The sequence below is a fragment of the Micromonospora globbae genome (assembly GCF_036184225.1).
Taxonomy (GTDB): Bacteria; Actinomycetota; Actinomycetes; order Mycobacteriales; family Micromonosporaceae; genus Micromonospora; species Micromonospora globbae.
The window spans coordinates 3,441,492-3,468,109 of the sequence record NZ_CP108084.1; the positions used below are offsets into that span (position 1 = coordinate 3,441,492).

Here is a 26,618-nt window from a genome sequence, read left to right on the forward strand (position 1 = left end):
CGTGCCGGCCACCCCGTCGGTGGCCGGCACGCGGCGGCTACGCCGCGCCGTTGAGCGCGGCGGCCAGGGCGTCGGCGTACGCCGTGTCGGCGGGAGCCCCGCTCACGCCGATCCGCCAGGTCCCCCCGGGCAGGTCGCCGACGGGCAGCGTTCGGCCGCCCGGCTGCCAGAGGGGCTGCCAGGCGATGGAGCCACTCGGGCGGTTGAACCAGCGGTTGTCCTCGCTCCAGGCCGAGCCGGCACGGTAGGCGGCCACCAACGTGGTCGTCTCGTCGGTGGCGAGGGTCCAGGGTGAGAAGCCGGCCGCGTCGCCGTCCCGGTCGGCGCCCGCGGGATCGGACAGGCGCGGCAGGGTCGAGTCCAGGTTCCAGGCGGCCTCCCAGACCGGCGCGGTGGTCGGGCCGGTCACGTGCCACAGGAAGTCGACGTCCATCGTGGTCGGCGCGAACCGGAACCGCCAGTCGACCGACACCGGCTCGTCACCGAGCGGGATCCCGGTGAGGCTCAGGTCCGCCCCGTCCGAGGACACGTTCACGGCCGCGGCGGCGCCCGCCACGTCGGTGGGCCCGAAGGTGCCGACCGCGAGGTAGGGCGCCGTGGACCGGAACGACGAGTCGGTCACCGGCCGGTACGCGCCGCGGCCGGCGGGATCGGCCTCGTAGGAGACCAGCCGCGTCTGAGGCGCGGTCTGGACGACCGCCCGGTAGTACGGGGTGGTGACGACACGTCCGCGGGTCACCACCGGCGTACGCCAGTGCAGCGGCGCCAGCCAGAGCCCGCCCTGACCCCAGCCGGCGCCCGTCACGTACCACTGGCCGCCGCCGGTGTCGTCCTTGACCACCTCGGCGGCGTGCGCCTCGATCCGGCCGGCCGCCTGGTCGACGCTGAAGTGGAACGGGTCGTCGCTGCGGTACACGCGGGTGTCCTGGTAGCCGCTCTCGCAGCAGACGAAGAGGTACCAGGAGCCGCCGTGGCGCACCACGAACGGGGACTCGGTGGGCCCGCCGAACGTCCCCGTGGCCGGGTGCTCGAACGCCGTCCGCCGCTCGCTCCAGTGCACGAGGTCGCGGCTCGTGCGGTACGCGACGATGTGGTGGCCGCCGGCGGGCGTGCTGGTGGCGGTGTAGTACATGACCCACCGGTCGCCGACCCGGGTCACCATCGGGTCCCGGCCGTCGAAGCCGTCGGTGAACAGCGGGTTGTCCGGGTGCCGGGTCCAGGTCACGAGGTCCCGGGACGTGGCGAGGTGCATGCGGTACGCCTCGTGGTCCGGCGTGCCGCCGGCGTAGAACATGTAGTAGGTGCCGCCGTGGAACAGCACGTACGGCGCCCAGATGTGGGTCTCCCCCGCGCTCGGGTCGGCCTCCAGGGCGAACGGCTGCTTCGTCCACGGGCCGCGGGGCGACGGCGCCGTGGCGTGGCCGAAGAACCGCTCGTCCAGCGGCTGGGCCGGCTCGGCGTGGGTGATCGCGAAGACGTGCCACAGGCCCGTCGCGCGGTCACGCACCAGGGTGTGGTCGTTGTAGTACCAGCGTTCGTTCTCGCCCTGGCCGGGGTCGTAGACGTTGACGAACTCGCCGGCGCTGACCTCGACGGACCGGTTCTCGTACGGCTGGTTGTCCACCACGTCGGCGGCGCGGGCCGGCGCCGGCACGGCGACCAGCCCGAGGGTGAGGGCGAGCAGCGCGCCGAGGCGGCCGGCTCGCGACGGTGGGCGCGGCATGGGTTCCTCCAGTGCTCGACGGGGGTCGTGGGCCGGTGCGGGTTCCGCCGCCTGCCTCCGGCGGCGGACCCCGCACCGGGGCCGGGCGTGCGGGTGGGGCCGCGCCCGCCGGGCACGGCCCGCCCGCCCTACTGCTTTCCGCCGAGCGTGGTGTACGCCTCGGCCGCGTTCTCCTTGGTGATCTGCATGGTGCCGAGCGTGGTGGTCTTCGGGACGTCGGTGGCGCAGTCGACGAGGATCTTCTTGGCCATGTCGATGGCCTCACGCCCGCCCGTCGGGTACTGGAACGTCGCCTGGAGCCGCCCCTGCTCGACGGCCTTGATGCCGCCGGACGGCACGGGCAGGGCGTCGATGCCGGTGAACTTGATGGTGCTCTCCTTGCCGGCGGCCTTCGCCGCGAGGTACGCGCCCTCGGCCATCGGGTCGTTGTGGGCGTACACGGCGTCGATGTCGGGCTGCGCCTTGAGCATCGCGTCCATGACGCTCTGGCCCTTCTCCCGCAGCCACTCGGCGGTCTGGCTGGCCACGATCTCGATCTTCGGGTTGCTCGCGATGCCCTCCCGGAAGCCCTGGGCGCGCTCGGCCGCCGGGGTGGAGCCGGGCAGGCCGGAGATCTCGACGACCTTGCCGCCCTGCGGCAGCAGCGTCTTCGCGTAGTACTCGCCCGCCGCGCGCCCGATGGCGACGTTGTCGCCGCCGATGAAGGCGGTGTACGCGTCGCCCTCCACCTTGCGGTCCAGCACGATGACCGGGATCCCCTGGTCGTACGCCTTCTTGACGACCGCGGTGAGCGGCTTCGCCTCGTTCGGCGAGATGATCAGCAGGTCGATGCCCTGGGAGAGGAAGTTCTCCACGTCGGCGACCTGCTTGCTGTTGTCCTGGGCCGCGTCCGAGACGACCACCTTGAACCCGGGCACGTCCTTCGCCGCGTTGGTGACGTCGTCGTTCATGACCTGCCGGTACGGTTCGGCGTTGTTGGCCTGCGACATGCCGATGAGGAAGTCCTTGCCGCTGCCGCACTTCGCCGAGGCGTCGGTGCCGCTGCCGGGTTCGTCCTTCTCGATGCTGCACGCCGAGGTGGTGGCGAGCACGGTGAGCGCCAGGATGGCGACCGCTCTCCGGGCGTAACGCATGGTGTCCTCCGGTTGGTGGTGGGGGTCAGGCGATGCGGGGGCGGAGCTTCTGCAACGCGGCGGCAGCGACGATGACCAGTCCCTTGACGACCAGCTGCACGTTCGCGTCGATGTTGTTGAGGGCGAGGATGTTGTTGAGGATCCCGAGCAGCAGCGCGCCGGCGATGGTGCCGCCCATCGACCCGCTGCCGCCGGCGAGGCTCGTCCCGCCGATGACCACGGCCGCGATCGCGTCCAGCTCGTAGCCGGCGCCGTCGTTCGGGCTGCCCTGGTTGAGCTGCCCGGCGTGGATGATCCCGGCCAGCGCGGCGAGCAGGCCGGAGATGGCGAAGACGGTGATCCGGACCCGGCGGACCGGCACGCCGGAGAGCCGGGCGGCCTTCTCGTTGCCGCCGATGGCGTACACGTGCCGGGCGAAGGCCGTGCTGCGCAGCACGAGGAGGGCACCGACCCCGATGGCGAGGAACAGGACGGCCGGCACCGGCAGCACCCCGTTGATCGACCCGCTCAGCAGCGAGAACGCCTCGGGGGCCTCCTGCGGCCCGTCGCCGTACGCGATGGGGATGCCGAGCCCGCCGGACCACATCCGGGCGATGCCGCGTGCCGCCTGGAGGCCGGCGAGGGTCACGATGAACGACTGGATGCCGAGCCGGGCGACGATCGCCCCCTGGGTGGCGCCGAAGGCGGTGCCGATGAACAGCACGATGAGCACCGTCGGCAGGATGCCCAGGCCGCTGTTCACCATCAGCGTGGCCGACCCCACGGCGGCCAGCCCGAGCACCGCGCCGACCGAGAGGTCGATCCCCCCGATCAGGATGACGAACGTCATGCCGACCGCGATGATGCCGATCTCCGAGACCGCGCGGACGATGTTCGCGAGGTTGCCGGAGCTGAGGAAGACGTTCTCGCCGTTGCGGACGGGCGACACCGCGATGGCGATCAGGAACACGGCCACCAGGCCGAACAGGCTCTGGAACCGGAAGAAGCTGTCGACGATCGCGTGCCGGTCCCGGGGCAGCCGGAGCGGGCGCCGGGGTGGCGTCTCCGGCGGCGCCTCGGCGACGGCGGTGGGGTTGGGCGGGTTCATCGGGCCTCCTTGGCATCGTCGCCGTTGGCCGCGGCGAGGATCGCTTGCTGGGTGGCGGACGCCCGGGGCAGCGTGGCCACGGTGCGACCGCGGTGCAGGACGACGACCCGGTCGCAGAGGCTGAGCAGCTCCGGCAGTTCGGACGAGGCGAGCAGGATCGCCATGCCGGTGTCGGCGAGCCGGTGCAGCAGCCGGTAGATCTCCGCCTTGGCCCCGATGTCGACGCCTCTGGTCGGCTCGTCGAGCAGGAGCAGGCGCGGCCGCGTGAGCAGTTGCTTGGCGAAGACGATCTTCTGCTGGTTGCCGCCGGAGAGCGTGGCGGCGGCGACCGCCGGCGAGGCGGCCTTCACGGCGAGGGCGCGCAGCTGCTCGGCCACCGTACGCCTCACCGCGGTCCGGCGGACCACGCCGAGCGCGGTCAGTGACGACAGCGCGGAGAGCACCACGTTGTCGGCCACGGAGTGCTCCAGCATCAGCCCGGCGCCGCGCCGGTCCTCGGGCACGAACGCCACACCGCGCGCCAGCGCCGACCGGGGTCCCCGGGGCCGGTACGGGCGGCCGTCGATCGTGACGGCGCCGCTGCGCCGTCCGGCGCCGCCCGCCCCGAACAGCGTCTCGAGGAGTTCGGTGCGGCCGGCGCCCATCAGACCGGCGAGCCCCACGATCTCGCCGGAGCGCACCGTGAGGTCCACCCCGGCGGGCTCGGTCCGCCCCGGTGTCGGCCGCCGGGGGGTCACGGCGAGCCCGCGTACGTCGAGCAGCACGTCCCCAGGCTCGTTGCGGCCCTCGCCGTACAGGGCGTCGACGGACCGCCCCACCATCAGCTGGATGATCTCGTCGCGGGAGGCGGTCCTCGGGTCGACGGTGCCCGCGACACCGCCGTTGCGCAGCACGGTGACCCGGTCCGCGACGACCTCGATCTCGGCCATCCGGTGGGAGATGTAGACGATGCCGACGCCGGCGCGGCGCAGTTCGGCGATCGTCGCGAAGAGCCGGTCCACCTCGGCGTCCGCGAGCGCGGCGGTCGGTTCGTCCATGATGAGCACCCGCGCGTCCAGCGACAGCGCCCGGCCGATCTCGACCAGTTGCTGTTCGCCGACGCGCAGCGAACCCACGAGGCGGCGCGGGTCGAGGTCGGCGCCGAGCGTCCGCAGGTGCTCGGCCGCCTGCCGGCGCATCCGCCTCGTGTCGACGGTGCCCAGGCGGGTGCGCGGCTCGCGTCCGAGGAACATGTTCTCCGCGATGGACAGGCCCGCGACGAGGTCCAGCTCCTGGTGGATCGTGGCGATCCCGGCGCGCTGGGCGTCCGCGGGCCCACCGAAGGCGACCGTCCGCCCGTCGACCTCGATCGTGCCGTCGTACTCGGTGATCACCCCGGACAGGATGTTGATCAGCGTCGACTTGCCGGCGCCGTTCTCGCCGAGCAGCGCGTGCACCTCACCGGCGGTGACGGTGAGGTCGATGTCGCGGCAGGCGTGCACACCGCCGAACCGTTTCCCGATGCCGGTCATCCGGACCAGCGGGCCTTTCGTCATGCGGCACCTCGTGGGGCTCGTGCGGGATCTGCTGCGGTCGGGGGCGGTGTCGCCGGGCCCGGGGGCGGGCCCGGCGACACCGTGCCGGTCACGAGGTGAGCTGCGCCTCGACGTAGTCGAGGCCGGCCAGGTACCCGACGGACGCCGGGGCCTTGCCGGTCACCGTGAGGGTGAGCGTGTGCGCGCCCGCCGTCAGGTCCCGCTGGCCGTAGTCCAGCGGCTCGCTGACGACCACCTCCGGCGAGTGGTACGCGTCGAAGGGGTCACCGATCGGGGTGCCGTCGATCGCCACCGTGTTGACGCCGTAGTCCCGGGCGAGCGTCTGCACCAGGCGCAACCGGTAGGTGCCGGTCGTGGGGACCGTGAACGACACCGTGACGCTGCGGCCCGGCGCGTCGGGCCGGAACCACAGTTGCGCGCCCTGGGACCAGTGGATGCCGCAGCAGTCCCCCTGCACCTCGGCCGGCGCGTCGGCGCTGACGGCGGGCAGGAGCGACTCGGCCTCGATCCGCAGCGTGGTGCCGGTCCTCGCGGAGGCGACCGCCGAGTACGCGCCGGCGTTGCCCGCCGCGTCCACGGCGCGGACCCGGTAGTACCAGGTCTCGCGCAGGCCCAGCCCGGAGTGCGTGAAGCTGGTCCGGGTCGTGGTGCCCACACGGTTGCCCGGGCCCGGCGTGAAGCCGGCCTGCCGGGAGGCGTACACCTCGTAGTGCGGGGCGTACACGTCGTCGCTCGCCGGCTCCCAGGACAGCGTCACGGCGTTGGTGGTTCCGCTGGTGGCGGTGAGACCGGTGACCGGGCTCGGTCGGGTGTGGTCGGTGAACGGGGTGACCAGGCTGAGCGCCGCGTACCGGGCGGCGGACCAGGCCGGCGCGCCGTCGGTGGGCGTCAGGGTGACGGTCACCGCCGACCGGCCCGCGGTGAGCGCGGCCGGGAGCCGGTACTCGTCCTCCAGCCACCGGTGGGTGCCGTTGGCCAGGGGCTGGGTCCAGGTGCCGGCGTCACGCCCGTCGACCCGGACGGCCACCGACTGGTACCCGGCCGACTGGTCGCCGATCCGGCGCAGGACCGCACCGTGGTTGTCCGCGTCGAGGGCGACCCGGAACCGGATCGGGGTGGTGGAGGCCCGGGTGTCGTCGGTGACGGGCCGGGGGGCGCCGTCGTCGCCCTCGAAGGTCGCCGTGAGCACCTGCCGCTCGCCGCCGGAGGCGTACGCGTGCGCGGCCTCGCTGGCGGCGTCGCCCACGTCGACCGTGTCCGTCCAGCGCTGCGCGACGGTGTCCTGCCCGTACCAGTACGCGGTGGAGCCGTACCGGGCCGGGTCCTGGTCGCCCGGGCCGTGCTCGATGCCGAACCGCAGGGCCGTGCCGAACGCCACCGAGTCGGCGAGCATGAGCCGGTACGCGCCCGTGCAGTCGTACCGGCAGCCGTAGTCGGCGACCTCGTGGGCCGGGTTGCCGTTGGTGGGTGCCGAGAAGGTGCCGTGGTTGAAGTACCAGCCGCTCTCGTAGAAGTCCTCGGTCCCGGTGCCGTGGATGCTCGGGCTCTGCGCGCCGTCGACGTAGACCCGCTCGTCGCCCTCCAGGTAGTTGCGCTGGTTGCCGGAGGGGATGTGCCCCTCCATGGTGTGGGTGACCCCCACGAACTTGCCGCGCCCGGCCACGTCGAGGAAGAGGTGGTCGGCGCCGGGCACGGTGTCCGCGCTGGTCGCCGTGGCGCGGAAGTAGCCGGCGTCACCGGTGGGGCGCAACGCCGGAGCCCAGCGGGCGGACCGGGCGGTCGTCACGGTGGCCACCGACGGCGCGATGGGGACGTCGGAGCCGTTGCGCAGCTCGACCGTCCAGCGGGACCGGTAGGGCATCGGCCACCAGGACGACAGCGTGCTGGTCGCCGGGTCGACGCCGAACATCAGCGACCGCACCGGGTGCAGCCCGAGGCCGGTGCCGAAGAACTCGCCGAGCGGGGCGTCCACGGTGGTCCGTCCGTCGAACGTGATGCGCAGGCGGGTCTGCCGCAGCACCGCGTCGGACGCGGCGACGGCCGCCTTGCGCTCGGCGTCCGCCGGGTAGGACAGGGTGTTGCTGCCCTGCCAGTTCTGGGCGGTGATCCGGTAGGCGTGTGCGGCCTCGGCGTCGGCGTGCGCGGGGCCGACGTCGACGGTGTCGGTGCGCCTGGCCGTGCCGGAGACGATGCTGTCGACCCAGTAGGTGAACTCGTTGAAGTCCAGGTCGGAGGAGACGAACTCGTTGGTGACGGTCAGCGTGGACTTGCCGGCCGTGGCGCTGGCCGGCAGTTCGACGGTCTGGTCCAGCCAGGTGCCGAACGGCACCGGGTCGTTGGCCGGCCACTCGGCGACCGGTACGCCGTCCACGAGGATCCGCGCCCGCTGGTGACCGATGTGCGGGTCGAGCCGGCGGGTGAGCCGGACGCCGGTGTTGGCCGGGTCGACCGTCACGGTGAACCGGCTGCTGCCGCCGGGGCCGAAGGCGCGCCCGTCGTCGGCGATCGGCTGGGGTGCGCCGACGAGCTGCGGCATGCGCAGCGTGAGGGCCGTGATGGCGCCGGGGCCCACGCCGCTGGCGAGGGTCGTGCGGCCGCCGGCCGGTACGGAGAAGGGGCGTTCGACGGTGGTCGCGCCCGGCTGCGCGGGCTTGGGATCCCGGGTGCCGGCGGCCTTCAGCCGCTCGACGACGTCGAGGGCCTTGTCCGACGGGTCGAAGGTGCGCACGCCCTCGGCGCTGGTGAACTTCCGGTAGGTGACGTGGTAGAAGACCGGGTTCTTCTCCGTCACGACCCGCATGGAGCCGCGGTACGTCATGGGCGCCTTGATGTAGACGCCGCCGGAGCTCTGGGCCGCGTTGGCGACGACCGGGTAGACGAACGGGGCGCCGAGCTTGCCGTCCACGACGTCCTGGAGCCGGGCGTCGAGCACGGTCCGGCCGTCGAGGACGACCTTGATGGTGCCGGTGGCCGAGACGTTGCCCTCGTCGCGGGTGAACCAGATGGAGTCGATCTCGCCGGCGCCGGTGGCCTCGGCGAGGACGCACCCCTCCGCGGTGGTGCGCAGGCAGGAGTACCGGCCGGAGAAGCCGTCGTCGTTGCCGCCGGTGCGGTCGAAGCTGGAGAACTGGTAGGCCCGGGAGCCGTCGGTGAGTTCCGGGAGCCGGTCGAGCCGGCGGTAGACGTCCCAGCCGACGGGACCGTTCGTGGTCGAGCCGGTGGCGGCCGCGGCTGGTCCGGGGAGACCGACCAGGGCGCCGCCGGCGACGAGCGTCGCCGTGGCCGCGGCGGCGAGCAGCCGGCGGCCGGGGGTACGTGGTGCGCGGGTGGTGGGTGTCATGAATCGCCTTCCACATCGGTGGGTGGGGCGGGTCAGGTGCGGCAGGGCAAGGAATCGATTTCTCGCTGCAGTAGCGTCAGGGTAGGCAGACGCCGCGCGGCGGTCAATCCTCGACTGTCGATTACGAGGTCGCGGACATCCCGGCGTTGACAGCCTCGCAGGCCACTCTTATGGTCCTCGATCAGAACCGAGCAAACGATTTCTCCGTTTGCGAAGAGACGCCGCGACCGCTGCGGCGGGCTGGGAGGCGCCCGTGCCCCGACTCGTCGTCCTCACCGGATTCCTCGGCGCGGGCAAGACCACCACGATGCTGGCCGCCGGGCGGCTGCTCACCCGGCTCGGCGACCGGGTCGCCGTCATCACGAACGACCAGGGCAGCGACCTCGTCGACACCCGGCTGGCCCGGGAGGCGGTACCCGACGTCGCCGAGGTCACCGGCGGATGCTTCTGCTGCCGGTTCGACGAACTCGCCGACCTCGTGACCGACCTGGTCGACGCCGGACGGGTGGACACCGTCCTGGCCGAGGCCGTCGGCAGCTGCACCGACCTGCAGGCGACCGTCGTCCGACCGCTACGCGCCCACTACGGGGACCGCCTCGCCCTGGCTCCGCTCACCACCGTCGTCGACCCGGCACGCGTCGGCGCCCTCGACGGCGACCTCGGCTACCTCTTCGACCGCCAGCTCGCGGAGGCGGACCTCATCGCGGTCAACAAGTCGGACACCCTCCCCCGGGCCGGGCTGGACGCGCTCCTGCACCGGATGCGCCGCGCCCACCCCGACGCCGACGTGCTCGGGTACAGCGCGGGCCGGGGCGAGAACCTCGACGACCTCGTGTCGCGATGGACCGGCGCCGGACGCCGGCGGGACGTCGACCTGGAGGTCGACTACGACCGGTACGCCGCGGCCGAGGCGCAGCTCAGCTGGCTGAACCAGGTCTGGCAGGTCACGGCCGACGGCGGGTTCCCGGCGCGGCGCTGGGCGCACGTCGCGCTCGACTCGCTCTCCGCCGCCTGCGCGCGGCGCGGTGACGTCATCGGTCACGCCAAACTCGCCGTCCAGTCACCCGCCGGGCTGGTCCGCATGAGCGTCGTGGCCGCCGGTGACCCGCCGACGCACGAACCCGCCGGACCCGAGGAACCACCGGTGGCGAGCGCCACCGTGCTCGTCAACGTCCGCGCCACCTGCCCACCGGCCGACCTCGAATCGCTGGTCCGGGCGGCCGCGTACACGGCCGACCTGGCCGTCGGCGCCACCGCCCGGCCCGGCCCGGCGCGCGCCTTCGCCCCGTCCTATCCCCGGCCCGTGCACCGCCTTCCCGCCGCACCGGCATGACCCGTCAGGAGCCACGAATGGCCGACCAGTCGTACGACGAGTGCTGCCCCGGCAACGCCTGCAGCCCCAACCGTCGCCAGTTCCTCACCATCACCCTCGGGGCCGCCGCCGGCACGGTGCTCGCCGGCTCCCGGGCCGAGGCCGCCGCCGCGCTGGGCGTACCCGAGGACCGGCTGATCGCGGTGCCGGTCGACAAGGCGCTGCCCCCCGACTGGTCCGCGGAGCTGTACCGCCGGGGCGAGCCCACCAGCTACGAGGGAGCCGACCTGCGCTGGATCGGGATGCCGATCGGCGGCGGCGCCGCCGGCCAGCTGTACCTCGGCGGCGACGGGCGGCTCTGGAACTGGGACATCTTCAACCGGCCGGCAGCCGGCACCACCGACGCCGGCTACGCGAACCCGCGACAGCCCTCCTCCCCGATCCGGCACGGTTTCGCGCTGCGAACCCGGTCCGCCGGCCGCGTCCAGACCCGGGCCCTCGACGCCACCGGCTTCGACCAGGTGCGCTTCACCGGGCAGTACCCCCTCGGCCGCGTGCGGTACCGCGCCGCCGACGCCCCCGTCGAGGTCACGCTGGAGGCGTTCTCGCCGTTCGTTCCGCTGTCGGTGGCGGACTCGACCCTCCCGGCGACCGTCCTGGCCTACACGCTGCGCAACACCTCGGGACGGACCGTCGACGCCACCCTCCTCGGGTACGTGGAGAACCCCGTCTGCCTCGACACGCGGACGCAACGGGGCGTGACGCTGCGGTCGTCCGCGTTCGGCGGCCGGTCGCTGCGCGGGATCGCGTTCTCCGCCGCCGAGCAGACGGAGACGGCCGACCGCCCCGACATCGTCTTCGAGGACTGGGAGCGCGACACGTACGAGGGCTGGACCGTCGAGGGCACGGCGTTCGGCGCCGGCCCGGTGCCGGTCTCGGAGATCCCGGACTACATGAAGCGCAGCGGCCCCCTCAACGCCACCGGGCAGCGTCTGGTCACGTCCCACGACTTCCGCGGCGCCGGCGGCGACATCGGGCGGGCCGACGCGCCGACCGGCCGGCTCACCAGCAGGCCGTTCACCATCACCCGCAGGTCGGTCCGGCTGTCCCTCGGCGGCGGCAACCACCCCGGGCAGACCTGCGTCAACGTGGTGGTCGACGGTGCGGTCGTGGCCACGGCGACCGGCCGGGACACCGAGGTGATGCACACCGTCTTCCTCGACGTGGCGGCGCACGAGGGGAAGTCCGCGGTCATCGAGATCGTCGACGACCACACGGGCGCCTGGGGGCACGTCAACTGCGACCGGATCGTGTTCACCGACGTCGCCCCCCGCCCCGAGATCGTGTTCGAGGACTGGGAACGGGACACGTACGATGGCTGGACCGTCGAGGGCACGGCGTTCGGCGCCGGCCCGGTGCCGGTCTCCGAGATCCCGGACTACATGAAGCGCTTCGGCGACCTCGGGGCGTCCGGCCAGCGGTTCGTGACCTCGCACGACTTCCGTGGCGCCGGCGGCGACGCGGGTCGGGCCGACGCCGCCACCGGCAAGCTCACCAGCCGGCCGTTCACCGTCGCGCGCCGCTACGTCAACGTGGCCGTGGGCGGCGGCAGCCACCGCGGCACCACCTGCGTGAACCTCCTGGTCGACGGGGTGCTGGTGGCCAGCGTGGCCGGCCGCGACGCGGAGCCGGTGAGCGTGGCGACCATGAACGTCTCCGCCTACCAGGGCCGCACGGCGGTCATCGAGATCGTGGACGCGGACACCGGCGGGTGGGGTCACGTCAACGTCGACCGCATCGTCTTCAGCGACGTACCGACGGACACCCGGCCGCTGGAGCAGGTCCCCGACCACGGCACGCTCGCGCTCGCCGCGCTGGACGGCCGGGCCGTCGCGCGGCCGTCGGTCGCCCGCTGGGACGGCCCGGACGAGGTCTTCGCCGCCGAGGACGGCCCCACCGAGGTGGACGGCTCGCTGGCCGGGCAGGCCGGGTCGGTGGCCGTTCCGGTCCGGCTGGCGCCCGGCCAGAGCCGGACCGTACGGTTCGTGCTCGGCTGGCACTTCCCCGTGCCCGACCGGGTCTCGCTCGGGTTCCTGCGCGGGTCGGACACCCTGCGCCGGCAGTACGGCGGCCGGTTCGCCGACGCCCGGGCCGTCGTGGAGCACGTGGCCGGCGACCTCGACCGGCTGGAGGCCGACACCCGCGCCTGGGTGAAGACCTGGTACACCGACGCCACCCTGCCGCACTGGTTCCTGGAGCGCACGCTGGCGCCCGCGTCGACGCTCGCCACCAACACCTGCTACCTCTTCGACGACGGCCGGTTCTACGGGTGGGAGGGCGTCTACTGCTGCCCCGGCACCTGCGAGCACGTGTGGAACTACGCCCAGTCGATCGCCCGGCTCTTCCCCCAGCTGGAACGCGACACACGCAGCAGGGTGGACCTCGGCATCGGGTTCCACCCGGACACGGGCCAGATCGGCAACCGCGCGGAGGCCGACATGGCCTGGGCGACCGACGGGCAGTGCGGCACGATCCTGCGCTGCTACCGGGAGCACCTGACGGCGCCCGACGACACCTACCTGCGGGCGAACTGGTCCCGCCTGCGGCGCGCGCTGGAGTGGGTCATGGACCACGACGCGGGCCCGAACGGCACGCTGGACGGCGCCCAGCCGAACACGCTGGACACCGTCTGGTACGGCGAGATCGCCTGGATCACCGGCATGTACGTGGCGGCGCTGCGGGCCGGCGCGGAGATGGCCGACGAGATGGGCCAGTCCGAGTTCGCCGACCGGTGCCGCGCCCTGGCCGAGTCGGGCAGCCGGTACCTGTCGACCGAGCTGTACAACGGCGAGTACTTCATCCAGAAGGTCGACCCGGCGCACGCCGACGTGATCAACAGCAACCGGGGCTGCCACATCGACCAGCTCTTCGGGCAGAGCCTCGCCGGCCAGCTCGGGCTGCCGCGCGTCGTACCGGCGGAGCAGGCGGTCAGCGCCCTCGAAAGCCTCTACCGGTACAACTTCACCCCCGACCACGCCGCGTACCGGGAGGGCAGCGCCATCGCCGGCGGCCGGTGGTTCGCCATGGACCACGAGTACGGCATGCTCATGACCACCTGGCCGCACGGCGGCGGCGACACCGCGGCCGGAAACCCGGCGAGCTGGGCCGCCATGTACTTCAACGAGGTGTGGACCGGGCAGGAGTACCAGGTCGCCGCGCACATGCTCCAGGAGGGGCTGGTCGAGCCCGGGCTGACGCTCACCCGGGCCGTGCACGAGCGGTACGCCGCCGGCCGGCGCAACCCGTACAACGAGATCGAGTGCGGCGACCACTACGCCCGGGCCATGGCCAGTCACGGGGTGTACCTCGCGGCGTGCGGTTTCGAGTACCACGGTCCGCGCGGCCACATCGGCTTCGCGCCGCGCATCAGCCCGGACCGGTTCGCGGCGGCGTTCACCGCCGCCGAGGGGTGGGGCCTGTACCGGCAGGAGCGGCACGGCGGGCACCTCGCCGCCACGCTCGACGTCCGGTACGGCCGCCTGCGGGTGGCCAGCGTCGCACTGGCCTCGGCGCGGCGCCCCCGAAACGTAACGGTACGCCTCGGCAACCGCACGCGGCCGGTCCGTGACTGGTCGTACCGGGACGGGCGTATTCTCGTTACCTTGGCCGCCGAGGTCGTGGTCGGTCGGGGTGAGGCCCTCCGGGTCACCGTCAACGGCTGACGGCGCCCGGCGAGCCACACGCTCTCCGTGACGGGTCGCCGACCTCGGAAGGCCCATGACAAATCCGTCGTTTACCGCCCGTAGGATGCCGGGTTCTCCGCACCGACGAGGGTGCGGGGTCCGGCGCCCGTTCACGGGCTCGTCATCGTAGGAGTCGACCGGATGGAGGCGAATGGCGACGATCTATGACGTGGCACGACAGGCCCAGGTGTCGCCCGCGACGGTGTCACGGGTGCTGAACGGCCGTACCACCGTCGATCCAGCCATGGCTGCGCGCGTGCACCAGGCGATGCGGGACCTCGACTACCGCCCCAACGCGGTCGCCCGCAACCTGCGCCTCAGCCAGACCAGCCTCTGGGCGGTCATCATTTCCGACATCGGGAACCCGTTCTTCACCTCGATGGTGCGCGGGGTCGAGGACGTCGCGCAGGGCGCCGGCTACTCGGTGGTGCTGTGCAACAGCGACGAGGACCCGGAGAAGGAGTCCCGGTACATCGCCGCGGCCCTGGCCGAGCGGATGGCCGGGGTCATCATCTCGACGTCCGGCCGGTCCACGGTGATCAACCGGTTGGTCGAGGCACGCATCCCCGTCGTCGCGATCGACCGTCAGCTGCGCGGCGTCACCATCGACACGGTGCTCGTCGACAACGTGCAGGGCGCGGAGCTGGCCACCACCCATCTGCTCGACAACGGCTACCGGCGGGTCGCCTGCATCACCGGTCCCCGCCGCATCTCCACCGCGGCGCAGCGGCTGCGCGGGTACCAGCGCGCGCTGCGGTCGCGCGGGCACGAGGCGAGCGACAGCCTCGTGCGGCACGCGGACTTCCGCGAGGAGGGCGGCTACCGGGCCATGGCGTCCCTGCTCGACAGCGACGACCCGCCGGACAGCGTCTTCGCGACCAACAACCTGATGACCGTCGGCGCCGTCGAGTGCCTCGTCGACCGGGGTGTGCGGGTGCCCGCGGAGTTCGGGGTGGTGGGCTTCGACGACATCCCCTGGGCCCACCTCGTCCGGCCCTCGCTGAGCACCGTCTCCCAACCGACGTACGACCTCGGTCGGGCGGCCGCCGTGCTGCTCACCGAGCGCATCGCCAACCCGGCGCGGCCGCCGTCGACCGTCACGCTCAGCACGGTCCTCCAGGTACGCGAGAGCTCCACCCGCCCGAGCTGACCCGGACCGCACGGGGGCGGGGAGCCTGCCCCCAGTTCGCGTCAGGCTCCCCGCCCGTCCCCACCGTCCCCCATGGCGGTGGTCCCGTGCGGCCCGGCCCCGCCTCCCCGCGAGGGCCGGGCCGCCGGCCCTAGATGTTCACGTCACCGCAGAGGTGCACCTGGACGCCGAGTTCGGCGAACATGGCGGCCTTGACCCGCAGCGCCCGGTCCGCGGTCTCCCGGTCCGGCGCGTAGGCGACGTTCACGTGGTTCGCCTTGTGGCGCGCCATCAGCTGGTCACGGCCGACACCGTGCAGCACGGCGTGCATGATCGGCCACTGCGGGTTCGTGGCCTCCAGGCGGCGCCGGGTCTCCTCCGGGGGAAGCTCCACAACCGTCCCCCGGCCGATGTCGACGTGCAGCGCGCCGTCCATGATGAACACCCGCGACCAGACGATCTCCCCCGGCTTCGAGACACCGCTCAGCGTGCCACCGCCCAGCGGGAAGAACATCGGCGGCTGGCGCATGCTGTACGACTTGTCGTACCCGCCGTTGTGGGACGCGGGCACCGAGCCCGAGATCTCGAAGACCCAGACGAAGTCGTCGCCGTACCGCTCGCCCCACCGGACGTCGTGCAGCGTCGTCGCCGGGTCGAGGCCCATGGCCGTCCAGATCCGGTTGGTGACCAGCGAGTCGACGGCCACCCCCTCGTCCACCTCGTTGAAGTGCGGCAGCGGCGCCCCCGCGTAGAGCTCGCGCGTGCCGTCGCGGCTGAGCACCGGTGGCCGCTCGACGTTGTTCAGCAGACCCTCGGCGAGGTCGCTGGCCGGTACGACGTCCTTGAGGCCCTGCTGGTACTGGATGCCGACGGCGTCCAGGCCGAAGTCGTCGGCGATGCGCAGGGCGGCGATGTACATCTTGAACTGGCTCAGCAGCTGGGCGTCGGTCAGCTCGGTGGCCTCGTCGGTCCCGGTGTGGAAGGTCATTCCCGCCTCGTCCAGCCAACGGCGGACCGCGTGGGCCTCCTCGTCCGTCACCCGTGCCATCTCGGCGACCAGCGCGCTCTGCGACAGCCGCTCCTTGTAGATGCCGAGCGGGTTGATCAGCTCGTCGTCGAAGATGGCGTTGTACATGCCCATGCAGCCCTCGTCGAAGACGCCGATGATCGCCTTCTCCCGCGCGAGCTGGGTGGCCAGGGCGCGGCCGAGCTGGACCTCGGCGTCGTCGGGCAGGGCGGGCAGGTCGCGTACGTGGCTGGTGTCGTGGTGCAGCTCCCCCGTCTCCAGCCAGGTGCGCAGCCCGTCGACCGCCCAGTCGTCGGTGAAGTCCTGGCTCCACAACGCCGAGTGCCGCACGCCCGCCTTCGTGAGGCTCGCCGTGAGGTTCAGCAGGCCGACCAGCCCCGGGAACTCGCCGCTCCAGTTGGCCACGACGAGGATGGGCCCGCGGTGGCTGCGCAACCCGGCCAGCACGTGGTGGCTGTACTGCCAGACCGCCTCGACGACGATCAGCGGCGCGTCGACCGGGATCCGCTTGAAGACCTCGATGCCGGCCCGTTGGCTGTCGATGAAGCCGTGGCCCTTGTCCGGGTCGAACGCGTGGCCGCGCTCGACCTTCCAGCCCAGCGCGTTGACCGCCGCGGTGAGGTCGGCCTCCAGCTGCTGCTGGGTGGGCCAGCAGGTGACGTTCGCGCTCAGCCGGAGGTCGCCGCTGGCCACCGTGTAGACGGTGCCGGGTGCCGCCGAGGGTGGATCGGCCAACACGGGCAGCTGGTAACTGGTCATGGGGCGGCTCCTTCGGTGCCTCGGTTGTCGCTGGCGGCCGGCGGGCCGGCCAGCAGACGGACCTGACGTGCAGCGAGCGCGTGCGCGACCCGCTTGGAACTCGTGTACAGCTCGCGGTAGAGCCCGTAGAGCTCGTCGTAGTCGGCGGCGAGCGCGGGGCGGGGCTGCCGGACCTCGCGGACGGGATTCCACGTCTCGATCGAGACGGTCCATCCCGTCTGCGCGGCGAGGAACGCGGCGCCGTAGCTCGCGCCGATGGTCTGCGTGGGGATCACCTGGGCGCGTCCGGTGATGTCCGAGACGATCTGGGTCCAGAGGCCGCCCTGGGTGCCGCCACCGACGGCGACGACGCGCCGGATGTCACCGCCGCTGGCCTCGATGGTCTCGATGTTGTGGCGGACGCCCAGTCCGGTGGCCTCGAGCGCGGCGCGGTAGAGGTCGCCGCGGGTGTGCGAGAGGGTGAGGCCGGCGAGGACGCCGCGCGCCTCCGGATCGAGGATGGGGGTCCGCTCGCCGGCGAAGTACGGGAGCATGAGCAGCCCGCGCGCGCCGGGCCCGGAGGCCTCGGCCAACCGGAGCAGTTCCGGATAGTCCGGCGAGCCGAACAGGTCGCGCAGCCACGCCGTGACCGCTCCGGACGTCGCGAGTCCACCGGCGAGGTTGCGGGTGCCGGGCAGGGCGCCGACCGTCCCCCACAGCGACGGGTTCGTGAGCCGGCCGGCGACGGTGTGGACGAGGAACATCGTGGTGCCGTACATGAGCATCAGGTCGCCGACGCCCTGGGCGCCGACGCTGATCGCCTCCGACCAGGCGTCGATGGTGCCGGTGACGACCGGGACGCCGGCCGGGAGGCCGGCCTCGGCCGCCGCCGGCGCGGTGACCTCCCCCGCCACCTGCCCCGGCCAGCGCAGTGGGGGCAGGTCGAGGTCGGGGGCGATCTCCTTGGCCCACGGCGCGTACCAGTCCTGGCGTTCGGTGTCGTAGAGCGGCGTGCACTGGCTCGCCGAGTGGTGGTCGAGCACGTACCGGTCGGTGAGGTTGACGACGAGCCACGAGCTGGGCATGAACAGCCGCCGCGCCCGCCGGAACAGCTCCGGCTCGTTGTCGGCCACCCAGGCCACCTTGGCGCCCGCCGCCTGGCTGGACAGCGCCGAACCGCACCGGCGCAGGATCTCCTCCTCGCCGAACCGCTCGGTGAGGCGGGCGATCTGGGCGGTCGACCGCGCGTCGACGCCGTACAGGATGGCCGGTCGCAGCGGCTGGTTCGCGGCGTCGGTGAGCAGCACGCACGGCCCCATGCCGCTCACTCCCACGGCGACGACCTCGGCGTCCTCGGCCGCCAGCAGTTCGCGGCTCAGCGAGACGAACTCCCGCCACCAGACGTCGGCGTCCATCTCCACCCAGCCGGGCCGGGGGCGGCTCACCTCGTGCGACCGGGTGGCCGACCGGAGGACCCGGCCGTCGGCGTCCACGAGGACGCCCTTGCTGCTCGACGTGCCGATGTCGACGCCCAGGACGGCCGCAACCCTCATGGCGCCACTGTTCCAGCAATCGATTTCCGAATCAAGACCGATCCGCGAACGTCTCTCGTCAACCACCGGTCACGCCGACGCCGGCAGGGCAGCGTTCGTGCTGGTGAACGGCGGGGACGCGGAGCCATCGGCGACCGGCCATGTACGGGAAATCGTTAACTCGCTTCGTAGGCCCGCCCCGGGTCGGGCGCTCGCCGCCACCGGACCGGGGATCTGATGTGCGCGGACCCGTACGCCCCCGGTCCCCGTACGGCCACCCGGCGGCAATCTCCGCCCCAAGAATCGATGGTGATCTTCAACCATCCTGAAGGGACCGTCGCATGCCCCATCTCCATCGACGCGCATTCCTCGGGCTGACGGGCGCGGCCGGCGCCGGCGTGGCGGCCGCCATCGCCGGCTTCTCGTCGGCGCCGGCCTGGGCCGATCCCGCGTTCGCCGACAACCCGTTCACGCTGGGGGTCGCCTCCGGTGACCCGCTCCCCGACGGCGTCGTCCTGTGGACCCGCCTCGCGCCGGACCCCCTCGCCGTCGACGGCCTCGGCGGGATGCCGCGACGGGTCGTCCCCGTCTCCTGGCAGGTCGCCGAGGACGACCGCTTCCGCCGGGTCGTCCGCGCGGGCGCGGAACGGGCCGTTCCGGAACTCGGCCACTCCGTGCACGCCGAGGTCGGCGGGCTCCGCCCCGACCGGGAGTACTACTACCGGTTCCGCGTCGGCAACCAGCTCAGCCCGGTCGGGCGTACCCGCACGGCGCCCGCGCGCGGCGCGGACCGGCGGCGGCTCGCCTTCGGCTTCGTGTCCTGCCAGAACCTCCCGGCCGGCCACTTCACCGCCTACCGGCACCTGGCCGAGGAGGACCTCGACCTGGTGCTGCACCTCGGCGACTACATCTACGAGGGCGCCGCCGCCGGCACGATCGGCCGGCCGCACCTGCCCGCCGCCGAGATCTTCTCGCTCACCGACTACCGGATCCGGCACGCGCAGTACAAGACGGACCCGGACCTGCAACTGGCACACGCCCGGTTCCCCTGGGCGGTCACCTGGGACGACCACGAGGTCGAGAACAACTACGCCGACGGGACGTCCGAGGACGCGGCGCAGTCGCCGGAGGAGTTCCGCGCCCGGCGGGCGATGGCCTACCAGGCGTACTACGAGCACATGCCGCTGCGCCGGATCAGCATCCCGCACGGCCCCGACATGCGGCTCTACCGCCGCCTGCGGTACGGCGACCTGGCCGAGTTCAACATCCTCGACGGGCGGCAGTACCGGTCCGACCAGGTTCCCACCGGGATGGACGACCCGTCCCGGACCATGCTCGGCTCCGCGCAGGAGATGTGGCTGCTCGACGGCCTGGCCGCGTCGACGGCGCGGTGGAACGTGCTCGGCAACCAGACGGTCATCGCGCAGGCCGACCGGGATCCCGGCCCCGGCAAGGAGCTGCCCAACGACAACTGGAACGGCTACCCGGCGGCGCGGCAGCGCCTCTTCGACGGCGTGGTCGAGCGCGGCGTCGAGAACATGGTGGTGGTCACCGGCGACGCCCACTGCAGCATGGTCGCCGACCTCAAGCAGAACTTCGACGACCAGGCGTCGCGCACCGTCGGCGTCGAGTTCCTCGGCACGTCCGTCACCTCCGGCGGAGACGGGGCGGACCTCGACGGACGCGGCCGGGAGTGGCTCGCCAGCAACCCGCACATGCGGTTCTACAACGCGCGGCGCGGTTACGTCCGCTGCGAACTCGACCACCGGCAGTGGCGTACCGACTACCGGGTCGTGCCGTACGTCACGGAGCCGGGCGCCCCGGTGTCCACCCGCGCGAGCTTCGTGGTGGAGAGCGGCCGGCCCGGCGTCCAGGTCGACGTGGTCTAGGAGCCGCACCCCGGGTCACCGGCGTCGCCGGTGGCCCGGGCACCGCCCACGCCTCGGGGGACCCCTGCGACGCCGTGTCCGCTCCTATGCTGGGCCGGTGGAGCTGGAGTTCAGCGGCGAGCTGTGGTTCTGGCGAGGGCCGGCGCCGTGGCACTTCGTGACCGTGCCGGCCGAGGGGTGCCGCGAGCTGGAGTCGGCCGCCTCCCTCGTGAGCTACGGCTGGGGGATGATCCCGGTCACCGCCCGGATCGGCGGGACGAGCTGGACGACCTCCCTGTTCCCCAAGGACGGGGGCTACGTGGTGCCGGTGCGGACGTCCGTCCGCACGGCCGAGGGGCTCGACGTGGGTGCCACGGTGACGGTACGCCTGGCCGTCGACGTGTGATGCGGCCGCACCGACGGAGGCGACCGCTCAGCACGCCTCCGGGCCGACCGCTCAGCGCGCCTCCGGGCCGGCCGCTCAGCGCGCCTCCAGCAGCGCGAGGTCGCGCAGCGCGTACCGGCGGTGCGCGATGTGCTCGTCCAGCACGACCCGCAGACAGTCGTCCACCGAGTGCGACTCCACGCCCCAGGCGGCGGTCAGCGCGGCCGTGCGGATCTCCTCCAGCTGCGCGTCGGTCACGCCCGCCACGACCCGTCGCATCGTCGCGCGGCGGCCGTCGTACACGGCCAGGACCTCGGCGTACGACGGGCGGGCACTCACCTCGACGCCCAGGTCGGCGGCGTCCTGCCCGGTGATGTCGGTCGGCGGCAGCCCGAGCCGGTGGCAGGGCGCCGGCTCGTCGAGGATCATCCGCCCGACCCAGAGGTCGATGGCGAAGGTCAGGTGCCGCAGCGTCTCGACGAACGACCACTCGTCGTCGACCCGCTCGTGGCGCAGCGGCTCGGGCAGCCGCTCGGCCCGGGCGATCGTCTCCGACCAGAGACGCTCGACGGTCTCCCACATCGCGCGGTGGTCGTCGGCGGTGCGCACGGCGCGGACCTGCACCCGCTCCGGATACCGCCGGTCGAGCTCGGCCGAGACGTACGCCGTGACGTCCACGTCGTCGACGAGGACCCGGGCGTCGTCGGCGTGCCGGGAGACCCGCAGGTCGGTGACGAGCGAACCGACGACGCGGACGCCGGAGAGGTCACACTCGCGGAACGTCGCCCCACTGAGGTCGACGACGTGGAAACGGGCACCGCGGAAGGCGTCGGTGTGCGTGTGCTCCATGGCCATGCGGCGATTGTGGACGGGGGGTCCGACAGACGGGTTCCGCGCCCAGGTGGCGGGCCGGCGGCCCCGCGGCCGGAGGGATCCGGCGCGGGGCCGACGACGCCGCCGGTGCGGTCAGCGCACGCGGACGAAGACCGGGTTCGAGTAGAACCACAGGTCGTCCCACGGGCTCTCGAGCCCGTCGGCGAGCGGCTCCATCTCGTCGGTGCTGGTGCCCCGGACGCGGGCGTACATGTCCTGCTCCACGTCGCGCAGCGTGTGCCGGATGACGAGGTCGGCGCCCTGCCGCTTCCAGTCGCGCGGGCCGAACCGGGCGACCACCCTGGTCGTCGGGTTCGTGTCGGCGTTGACGTCGGCGCTCGGGCCGGTGATGTTGCCGACGATCAGGTCGACGCGCCGGACCTCGGGACGGTCGCCGTTGGCGTTCCGGCCGTCCAGCGGGCGGAACCGGATCTCGATCTCCACGTCGGTGCGGTTGCGGCGGCTCACGCTGATGGTCTCGCCCATCTCGGCCGTGCGGCCCTGGCACGTCGCCGTGAGGTCGAGACTGCGGATCAGGTCACCGGTGGTGACCCAGATGCGCCCGTTGCGCAGGCCGTCCATGATGTCGGCGTAGTCCTGCCGGGCCAGCACGTACGTCTTGCTGTACTCGCCGGGCCAGAAGTCGGAACCGCCGCGCGTCCAGTGCACGTGCGAGTCGGAGGTGGCGGTGATCCACCAGCGCCGGCCCTCACCGAGCAGGGAGTCCCACAGCCCACCGACGCGGGCCGTCATCTGGTCGAAGCCGCCGTGGGTCGGGTAGTTGCCGTAGCCGCCGCGCTTGCCGCCGTTGAGCGGTCCCGCCTGGTGCCCCGGCGCGCCCTCGAAACCGACGTACACGTCCGGCGCCACGTTGTTGCCGTTGCGGAACTCCCGCGGGGTGTCCTGGCCGTACACGCCGAGGCCCGGCGCGGACCGGGACGCGTGGTGCGCGATCACCAGCGGCTTGAGCGGCATGTCCCGCGCGACCTTGAGGAACTCGATCATCTTGGCCTCGGTGTCGCGGCCCGGGTCGGTGGGGAACGCGTCGTACTTGGCGAACCGGCTCTCCAGCTCGAACAGCTGCTTCGCCTCGTCGGCGTGCCGCGGGATCATGAGGGTGTGGTGGTCGAGCGACGGCGCGTCGAACTCCATGCCCCAGAACTGGAGCACCTCGGGCACCAGCTTGCGCGACAGCAGGAGGTCCGGGTACGCCTGCTCGAGGTTGACCTTCGAGTGGGTCGGTCCACCGTGGTCGGTGCACATGGCCCAGGTCAGGCCGAAGTTCTTGGCCATGATGGCGTTGGTCACGATCGGGTAGACCGCGTCGGCGCCCTTGTGGAAGGTGGGCGGGTTCGACGAGGTGTCGAACTCGCCGCTGTACTCGGAGTGGACGTGGTGGTCGCCGGCCCGCCACACCCGCCCGCGCGAGTCGCCCGGCTTCCGGCCACGCTCGTCCTCCTCGTCGGCGAAGGCGGGGGTGGCCGCCACCACCGAGCCGGCGGCGGCCAGGGTGGCGCCGACGCCGGCGTACTTGACCAGTTGCCGCCGGGAGAGCCGGGACTGCTCGACCTGCTCCAGATCCTTGTCCGTCAAGACGACGTGCTCCTCGATTCAGCAGTTGCTGTGTCGACGGAGAGCATCGGGAAGCGCGATGAATCGCCGCTGTACGCGGCGCGGGCAGCCGGTGAACAGGGGCGGGCGGGCGTCCGGCAGCGGCGCGCGGTGGTCGAGCCGGCCGCCGGCGGGCGAGGTGTCCCGCCCGCCGGCGGCGCGTCGGCTCAGTACGCGCGGTAGCTCAGGTACTTCCCCGCCTCGTAGGTGCGCAGGGTGCCGGTGTGGGTCGCGTACCCGGTGCAGTCCGTCGTCCGGTAGAGGACGACGTCGGTGAAGCCGCTCCAGCCGATGTGACCGGCCGCGGTCGCCGGCAGCGGCGTGCACTCGCCGGTCGGCGCGTCGACGTGCGCCACCTCGGCGCCGAAGTTGGCGGTGTAGAAGCTGAGCCCCGTCGGCTGGGCCGACGCGGGTGACGCGGCGACGCCGAGTCCGCCGGCCAGCATCGCGGACGCGGCCAGGGCCGCGCCGATCCTCGCTCCGGTTCGTCGCACAGGAACCTCCCAGGGTATCGATGGACGCCTCTGCGATCCTCCATCAATTTGCTTGCGGGAACAAGCACCCTGGCCACGGTGGCGATCGCCACGGTCGCGCCACCGTGGTGGCGCCGTGTCGACGACGCGCTGCCGGCGGTCGGATGGAAAGCGCTCAGCCCACCGGAATCGGCGCGAACGTCACGTCCGCCGCGTCGACCGTCCCGCCCTGGCGACCGGGTGCGCTCTGCCACTGCCAGTAGAGGTTGGTGTGCGCGATCACCTGGGCCGGCGGCGGCGCGCCGTAGGCGCTCAGGTCCTCCGTCGTGTGGGCGTCGCCCACCAACGTCACGTCGTAGCCCCGGACGAAGGCGCCGTGCATGGTCGAACGGATGCAGGCGTCCGTCTGGGCGCCCGTCACGACGAGCCGCCCCACGCCGCGCTCGGCGAGCACCGCCTCCAGCTCGGTGCCCTCGAACGAGTCCCCGTAGTGCTTGTGGACGAGCGGCTCCCCCTCGGCGCGGACCAGCTCCGGCACGTACTGCCAGCTCTCGCTGCCGCGCTCGAGCCCGTCGTCGGAGTGCTGCACCCAGACGACCGGCACGTCCTCGGCCCGTGCCCGGTCGACGAGCGACCTGATGTTGGCGATGACGCCGTCACGGTTGTGGGCGCCGGCGACCACCCCGTTCTGGACGTCGATCACGAGCAGTGCGGTGTGCGGACGGTCGGGCAGGGTGGTCATTGCAGCTCCTGGTGCTTCTCGGGAGATCCGGTGCCGCCCACGGTAGACCCGCCGTCCGACAAGAAACGGCCGGTCGCCGTACGGGTGGCCACCGTCCCTCACCAGCCGATGGGCCGGCTTCGACCGGCACCGATCCGCCAGGTTCCCCGCCTCGGCGCTCTGAGGCGGGTGCCGGGGCGCCCCTGGGAGACCTGGCACCGGCGCGGCACCGGGACGCGCCGGTGCCACCCGCCCGCGCCGGGCACCGGGCGTCCCCCGGCCGCCCGGTATACGGCGCGGGCGCCGTTTCCGGTGGGCGTCGGGTCGGTGGCGAGATAGACTGCGGGGCATGGAGATCGTCAGGCTTTCCGCCGCCGCGGCCGCGCGAGCTACCCGCTCGACGGTCGCCGCAGCCTGACCTCCTGACTTCCCGCCGGCGACCGGAATCGGTCCGCCGGCCTTCTCGTCTCCGGACGCCCGTCCCGTGCCCGTGGATCCCTTCCGGTCGCTCCGACCCGAAAGGTTCCGCCGTGACACCGCAGGACATCATCGACACCTTCGTCGGCTTCTACCGCGAGCGCGGTCACCTGCTGCTGCCCGAGAGTTCGCTGGTCCGGCCGCCGGACGATCCGGTGCTCTTCACGACCTCCGGGATGCACCCGCTCACGCCCTACCTGGAGGGGCGCCCGCACCCGCTCGGCCGTCGCCTCGTGAACGTCCAGCGTTGCCTGCGCACGACCGACCTGGACGAGGTCGGCGACTCCACCCACCTCACCGTCTTCCAGATGCTCGGGTCGTGGTCCCTCGGCGACTACGACGGCCCACGGAGCCTGCGGTGGGGCTACGAACTGCTCCGCGACGGTTTCGGCATCGACCACGACCGGCTGCACGCGACGGTGTTCGGCGGCGACGACCACGTGGAGCCGGACACCGCCTCGTTGGAGACGTGGCGCGAGCTCGGCGTACCGGTGGAGCTGACCGGCCAGGAGAACTGGTGGTCCAACGGGCCGACCGGTCCGTGCGGCCCCGACTCGGAGATCTTCCTGTGGACCGGCGACACCCCGCCGGTCGGCACTCCGGGGACCGACGGGCGGTGGATGGAGGTCTGGAACCACGTGCAGATGCGCTACCACCGGCGGGACGACGGCCGGTTGGTGCCGCTGCGGCAGCGGAACGTCGACACCGGGATGGGTCTGGAGCGCCTGGAGATGGTGCTGAACGGCAACTCGTCGGTCTTCGCGGGCGAGGCGTTCCGTCCCTGGGTCCGTACCGTCACCGGCCTGTGGCGCCCCGACGAGGAGACGCTGCGCCGGGTCGGCGACCACCTCCGGTCCGCCGTGGTCGTCCTCGGCGACGGGGTCCGTCCCTCGAACACCGGTCGCGGGTACGTGCTGCGCCGGCTGATCCGCCGGACGCTCACCGCGCTGTGGCGGGACGACCCGTCGCGGAGCCTCGCGGACCTGCCGGACGGGCCGATCGGGGACACCCTCGACCGGTTCCGGCAGAGCCTGCCGGTCGACGAGGTGCGTACCCTGCTCGTCGACGAGGAGCGACGCTTCCGGGGCCTGCTGCGGCGTGGCCGGCCGATCGTCTCCCGGTACCTGTCGCGGGGGCCGCTGCGCGACGAGGACTACCGCCGGTTGCACGACACCTACGGCCTGCCCCGGGACCTGGTCGACGTGCTGGTGGCCGAGGCGGCGTGACCCCCCACGCGGGGTGTCCGCCTCAGGCGCCGCAGTTGTTGCTCGTACGCCGCACCGTGTACTCGCGGTCGTCGTGGGTGATGCCCGACGGTTCGCCGTCGAACCAGGTCTCGACCTTCTCCCAGCCGCGGCGCTGCTCGTAGTGCAGGTGCGGGGCCCCGGAGTTGCCGGTGCTGCCGACCTTTCCGATCTGCTCGCCCTGCTCGACCCGCTGCCCCTCCCGCACCAGCGGCGGTTCGAGCAGGTGCAGGTACTGGGTCTCCCAGCGACCCCCGTGGTCGATCTTCACCCAGTAGCCGCCGCCGCGTCCGCGCGGCCCGTCGGGGTTCTCCGGCGTACGCCCGCCCAGGGAGCCGTTGATCCCCGCCACGGTGACCGTCCCGGCGGCGGAGGCGAGCACCGGTCTTCCCCACGCCTCGCCCTCGATGGGGAACAGGTCGACGTCGAAGTCGTCGTGCCCCGGGTAGGTGCCGAGCTGCCACGTCTCGCCGCAGGCGACGGGGAGCTGGAAGAGCGGGCGCGGCCCCGGCGGGCGCAGCAGCGGGACGACCACCACGGCGACGGCCACGACCACCGCGGCGGCGGCCAGCGCGAGGACGAGGCGGGTGGCCCGCCTCGGCGGACGTCGGTGGGCATGGCGGCGGGGTGGTTGGCCGGTGGTCATCGGCCAGAAGCATGGCAGACG

18 protein-coding genes are annotated in these 26,618 nt (G+C 72.9%); 6 read left to right on the forward strand and 12 right to left on the reverse strand.

What is annotated here, in order from left to right:
- Positions 1–37: 37 nt before the first annotated feature.
- The 5 genes from OG994_RS15200 to OG994_RS15220 form a co-directional block, all read right to left on the reverse strand.
- Positions 38–1,723 carry a family 43 glycosylhydrolase gene (locus tag OG994_RS15200; protein WP_328850077.1) on the reverse strand — a complete coding sequence of 562 codons (1,686 nt, stop codon included), beginning with the start codon at positions 1,721–1,723 and terminating at the stop codon, positions 38–40.
- A 128-nt stretch (positions 1,724–1,851) separates the two neighbouring features.
- The gene (locus tag OG994_RS15205) at positions 1,852–2,856 is read right to left on the reverse strand and encodes a substrate-binding domain-containing protein (protein ID WP_120331482.1); all 1,005 of its coding nucleotides are present in this window, start codon (positions 2,854–2,856) and stop codon (positions 1,852–1,854) included.
- Between the two features lie 25 nt (positions 2,857–2,881).
- Entirely contained in the window at positions 2,882–3,943 is a 1,062-nt protein-coding gene (locus OG994_RS15210) for an ABC transporter permease (protein ID WP_120331483.1), read from the reverse strand.
- Positions 3,940–5,478: a sugar ABC transporter ATP-binding protein gene (locus OG994_RS15215; RefSeq protein ID WP_328850078.1), complete on the reverse strand. Its 1,539-nt coding sequence runs from the start codon at positions 5,476–5,478 to the stop codon at positions 3,940–3,942. Before OG994_RS15215 ends, OG994_RS15210 begins: the two co-directional genes overlap by 4 nt.
- Positions 5,479–5,566: 88 nt before the next feature.
- Entirely contained in the window at positions 5,567–8,818 is a 3,252-nt protein-coding gene (locus OG994_RS15220; protein ID WP_120331485.1) for a DUF2961 domain-containing protein, read from the reverse strand.
- 253 nt (positions 8,819–9,071) lie between these two features.
- Between OG994_RS15220 and OG994_RS15225 the strand changes: the two genes are divergently transcribed.
- From OG994_RS15225 to OG994_RS15235, 3 genes are all read left to right on the forward strand, one after another.
- A complete protein-coding gene (locus OG994_RS15225) occupies positions 9,072–10,151 on the forward strand; it encodes a GTP-binding protein (protein WP_328850079.1) in 1,080 nt (359 codons plus the stop codon).
- 17 nt (positions 10,152–10,168) lie between these two features.
- On the forward strand, positions 10,169–13,852 hold the full coding sequence (locus tag OG994_RS15230; protein ID WP_328850080.1) for a GH116 family glycosyl hydrolase: 3,684 nt from the start codon (positions 10,169–10,171) through the stop codon (positions 13,850–13,852).
- Positions 13,853–14,024: 172 nt separating this feature from the next.
- Entirely contained in the window at positions 14,025–15,023 is a 999-nt protein-coding gene (locus OG994_RS15235) for a LacI family DNA-binding transcriptional regulator (RefSeq protein ID WP_120331487.1), read from the forward strand.
- Positions 15,024–15,153: 130 nt separating this feature from the next.
- Here the strand turns inward: OG994_RS15235 and OG994_RS15240 are convergent, their stop codons facing one another.
- Together OG994_RS15240 and OG994_RS15245 are read right to left on the reverse strand one after the other, a co-directional pair.
- A complete protein-coding gene (locus OG994_RS15240; protein WP_328850081.1) occupies positions 15,154–16,788 on the reverse strand; it encodes a fucose isomerase in 1,635 nt (544 codons plus the stop codon).
- Positions 16,785–18,320 carry an FGGY-family carbohydrate kinase gene (locus OG994_RS15245; protein ID WP_328850082.1) on the reverse strand — a complete coding sequence of 512 codons (1,536 nt, stop codon included), beginning with the start codon at positions 18,318–18,320 and terminating at the stop codon, positions 16,785–16,787. Before OG994_RS15245 ends, OG994_RS15240 begins: the two co-directional genes overlap by 4 nt.
- 320 nt (positions 18,321–18,640) lie before the next feature.
- Between OG994_RS15245 and OG994_RS15250 the strand changes: the two genes are divergently transcribed.
- Together OG994_RS15250 and OG994_RS15255 are read left to right on the forward strand one after the other, a co-directional pair.
- Complete coding sequence (locus OG994_RS15250) at positions 18,641–20,188, forward strand: alkaline phosphatase D family protein (protein ID WP_328850083.1); 1,548 nt, start codon at positions 18,641–18,643, stop codon at positions 20,186–20,188.
- Positions 20,189–20,285: 97 nt separating this feature from the next.
- Positions 20,286–20,573 carry a DUF1905 domain-containing protein gene (locus OG994_RS15255; protein ID WP_120331491.1) on the forward strand — a complete coding sequence of 96 codons (288 nt, stop codon included), beginning with the start codon at positions 20,286–20,288 and terminating at the stop codon, positions 20,571–20,573.
- Between the two features lie 75 nt (positions 20,574–20,648).
- On the opposite strand, the gene OG994_RS15260 is transcribed toward OG994_RS15255, so the two are convergent.
- The 4 genes from OG994_RS15260 to OG994_RS15275 form a co-directional block, all read right to left on the reverse strand.
- Entirely contained in the window at positions 20,649–21,407 is a 759-nt protein-coding gene (locus tag OG994_RS15260; RefSeq protein WP_328850084.1) for a DinB family protein, read from the reverse strand.
- Positions 21,408–21,518: 111 nt separating this feature from the next.
- Positions 21,519–23,018, reverse strand: a complete 1,500-nt coding sequence (locus OG994_RS15265) for a CehA/McbA family metallohydrolase domain-containing protein (protein ID WP_120331492.1) — start codon at positions 23,016–23,018, stop codon at positions 21,519–21,521.
- Positions 23,019–23,203: 185 nt separating this feature from the next.
- Positions 23,204–23,530, reverse strand: a complete 327-nt coding sequence (locus OG994_RS15270) for a hypothetical protein (protein WP_328850085.1) — start codon at positions 23,528–23,530, stop codon at positions 23,204–23,206.
- A 154-nt stretch (positions 23,531–23,684) separates the two neighbouring features.
- Positions 23,685–24,251, reverse strand: coding sequence for a cysteine hydrolase family protein (locus OG994_RS15275; protein ID WP_120331494.1), 567 nt, complete (start codon positions 24,249–24,251; stop codon positions 23,685–23,687).
- Between the two features lie 509 nt (positions 24,252–24,760).
- Here OG994_RS15275 and OG994_RS15280 point away from each other — a divergent pair.
- Complete coding sequence (locus OG994_RS15280; protein WP_328850086.1) at positions 24,761–25,933, forward strand: alanine--tRNA ligase-related protein; 1,173 nt, start codon at positions 24,761–24,763, stop codon at positions 25,931–25,933.
- A gap of 22 nt (positions 25,934–25,955) precedes the next feature.
- Here OG994_RS15280 and OG994_RS15285 read toward each other — a convergent pair whose 3' ends face one another.
- On the reverse strand, positions 25,956–26,597 hold the full coding sequence (locus tag OG994_RS15285) for a M23 family metallopeptidase (protein WP_328850087.1): 642 nt from the start codon (positions 26,595–26,597) through the stop codon (positions 25,956–25,958).
- Positions 26,598–26,618 lie beyond the last annotated feature (21 nt).

Bases quoted from the DNA above. Each gene is read 5' to 3' on its own strand.
- OG994_RS15200 (WP_328850077.1), bottom strand. From the start codon at position 1,723: ATGCCGCGCCCACCGTCGCGAGCCGGCCGCCTCGGCGCGCTGCTCGCC.
- OG994_RS15205 (WP_120331482.1), bottom strand. From the start codon at position 2,856: ATGCGTTACGCCCGGAGAGCGGTCGCCATCCTGGCGCTCACCGTGCTC.
- OG994_RS15210 (WP_120331483.1), bottom strand. From the start codon at position 3,943: ATGAACCCGCCCAACCCCACCGCCGTCGCCGAGGCGCCGCCGGAGACG.
- OG994_RS15215 (WP_328850078.1), bottom strand. From the start codon at position 5,478: ATGACGAAAGGCCCGCTGGTCCGGATGACCGGCATCGGGAAACGGTTC.
- OG994_RS15220 (WP_120331485.1), bottom strand. From the start codon at position 8,818: ATGACACCCACCACCCGCGCACCACGTACCCCCGGCCGCCGGCTGCTC.
- OG994_RS15230 (WP_328850080.1), top strand. From the start codon at position 10,169: ATGGCCGACCAGTCGTACGACGAGTGCTGCCCCGGCAACGCCTGCAGC.
- OG994_RS15235 (WP_120331487.1), top strand. From the start codon at position 14,025: ATGGCGACGATCTATGACGTGGCACGACAGGCCCAGGTGTCGCCCGCG.
- OG994_RS15240 (WP_328850081.1), bottom strand. From the start codon at position 16,788: ATGACCAGTTACCAGCTGCCCGTGTTGGCCGATCCACCCTCGGCGGCA.
- OG994_RS15245 (WP_328850082.1), bottom strand. From the start codon at position 18,320: ATGAGGGTTGCGGCCGTCCTGGGCGTCGACATCGGCACGTCGAGCAGC.
- OG994_RS15250 (WP_328850083.1), top strand. From the start codon at position 18,641: ATGCCCCATCTCCATCGACGCGCATTCCTCGGGCTGACGGGCGCGGCC.
- OG994_RS15260 (WP_328850084.1), bottom strand. From the start codon at position 21,407: ATGGCCATGGAGCACACGCACACCGACGCCTTCCGCGGTGCCCGTTTC.
- OG994_RS15275 (WP_120331494.1), bottom strand. From the start codon at position 24,251: ATGACCACCCTGCCCGACCGTCCGCACACCGCACTGCTCGTGATCGAC.
- OG994_RS15285 (WP_328850087.1), bottom strand. From the start codon at position 26,597: ATGACCACCGGCCAACCACCCCGCCGCCATGCCCACCGACGTCCGCCG.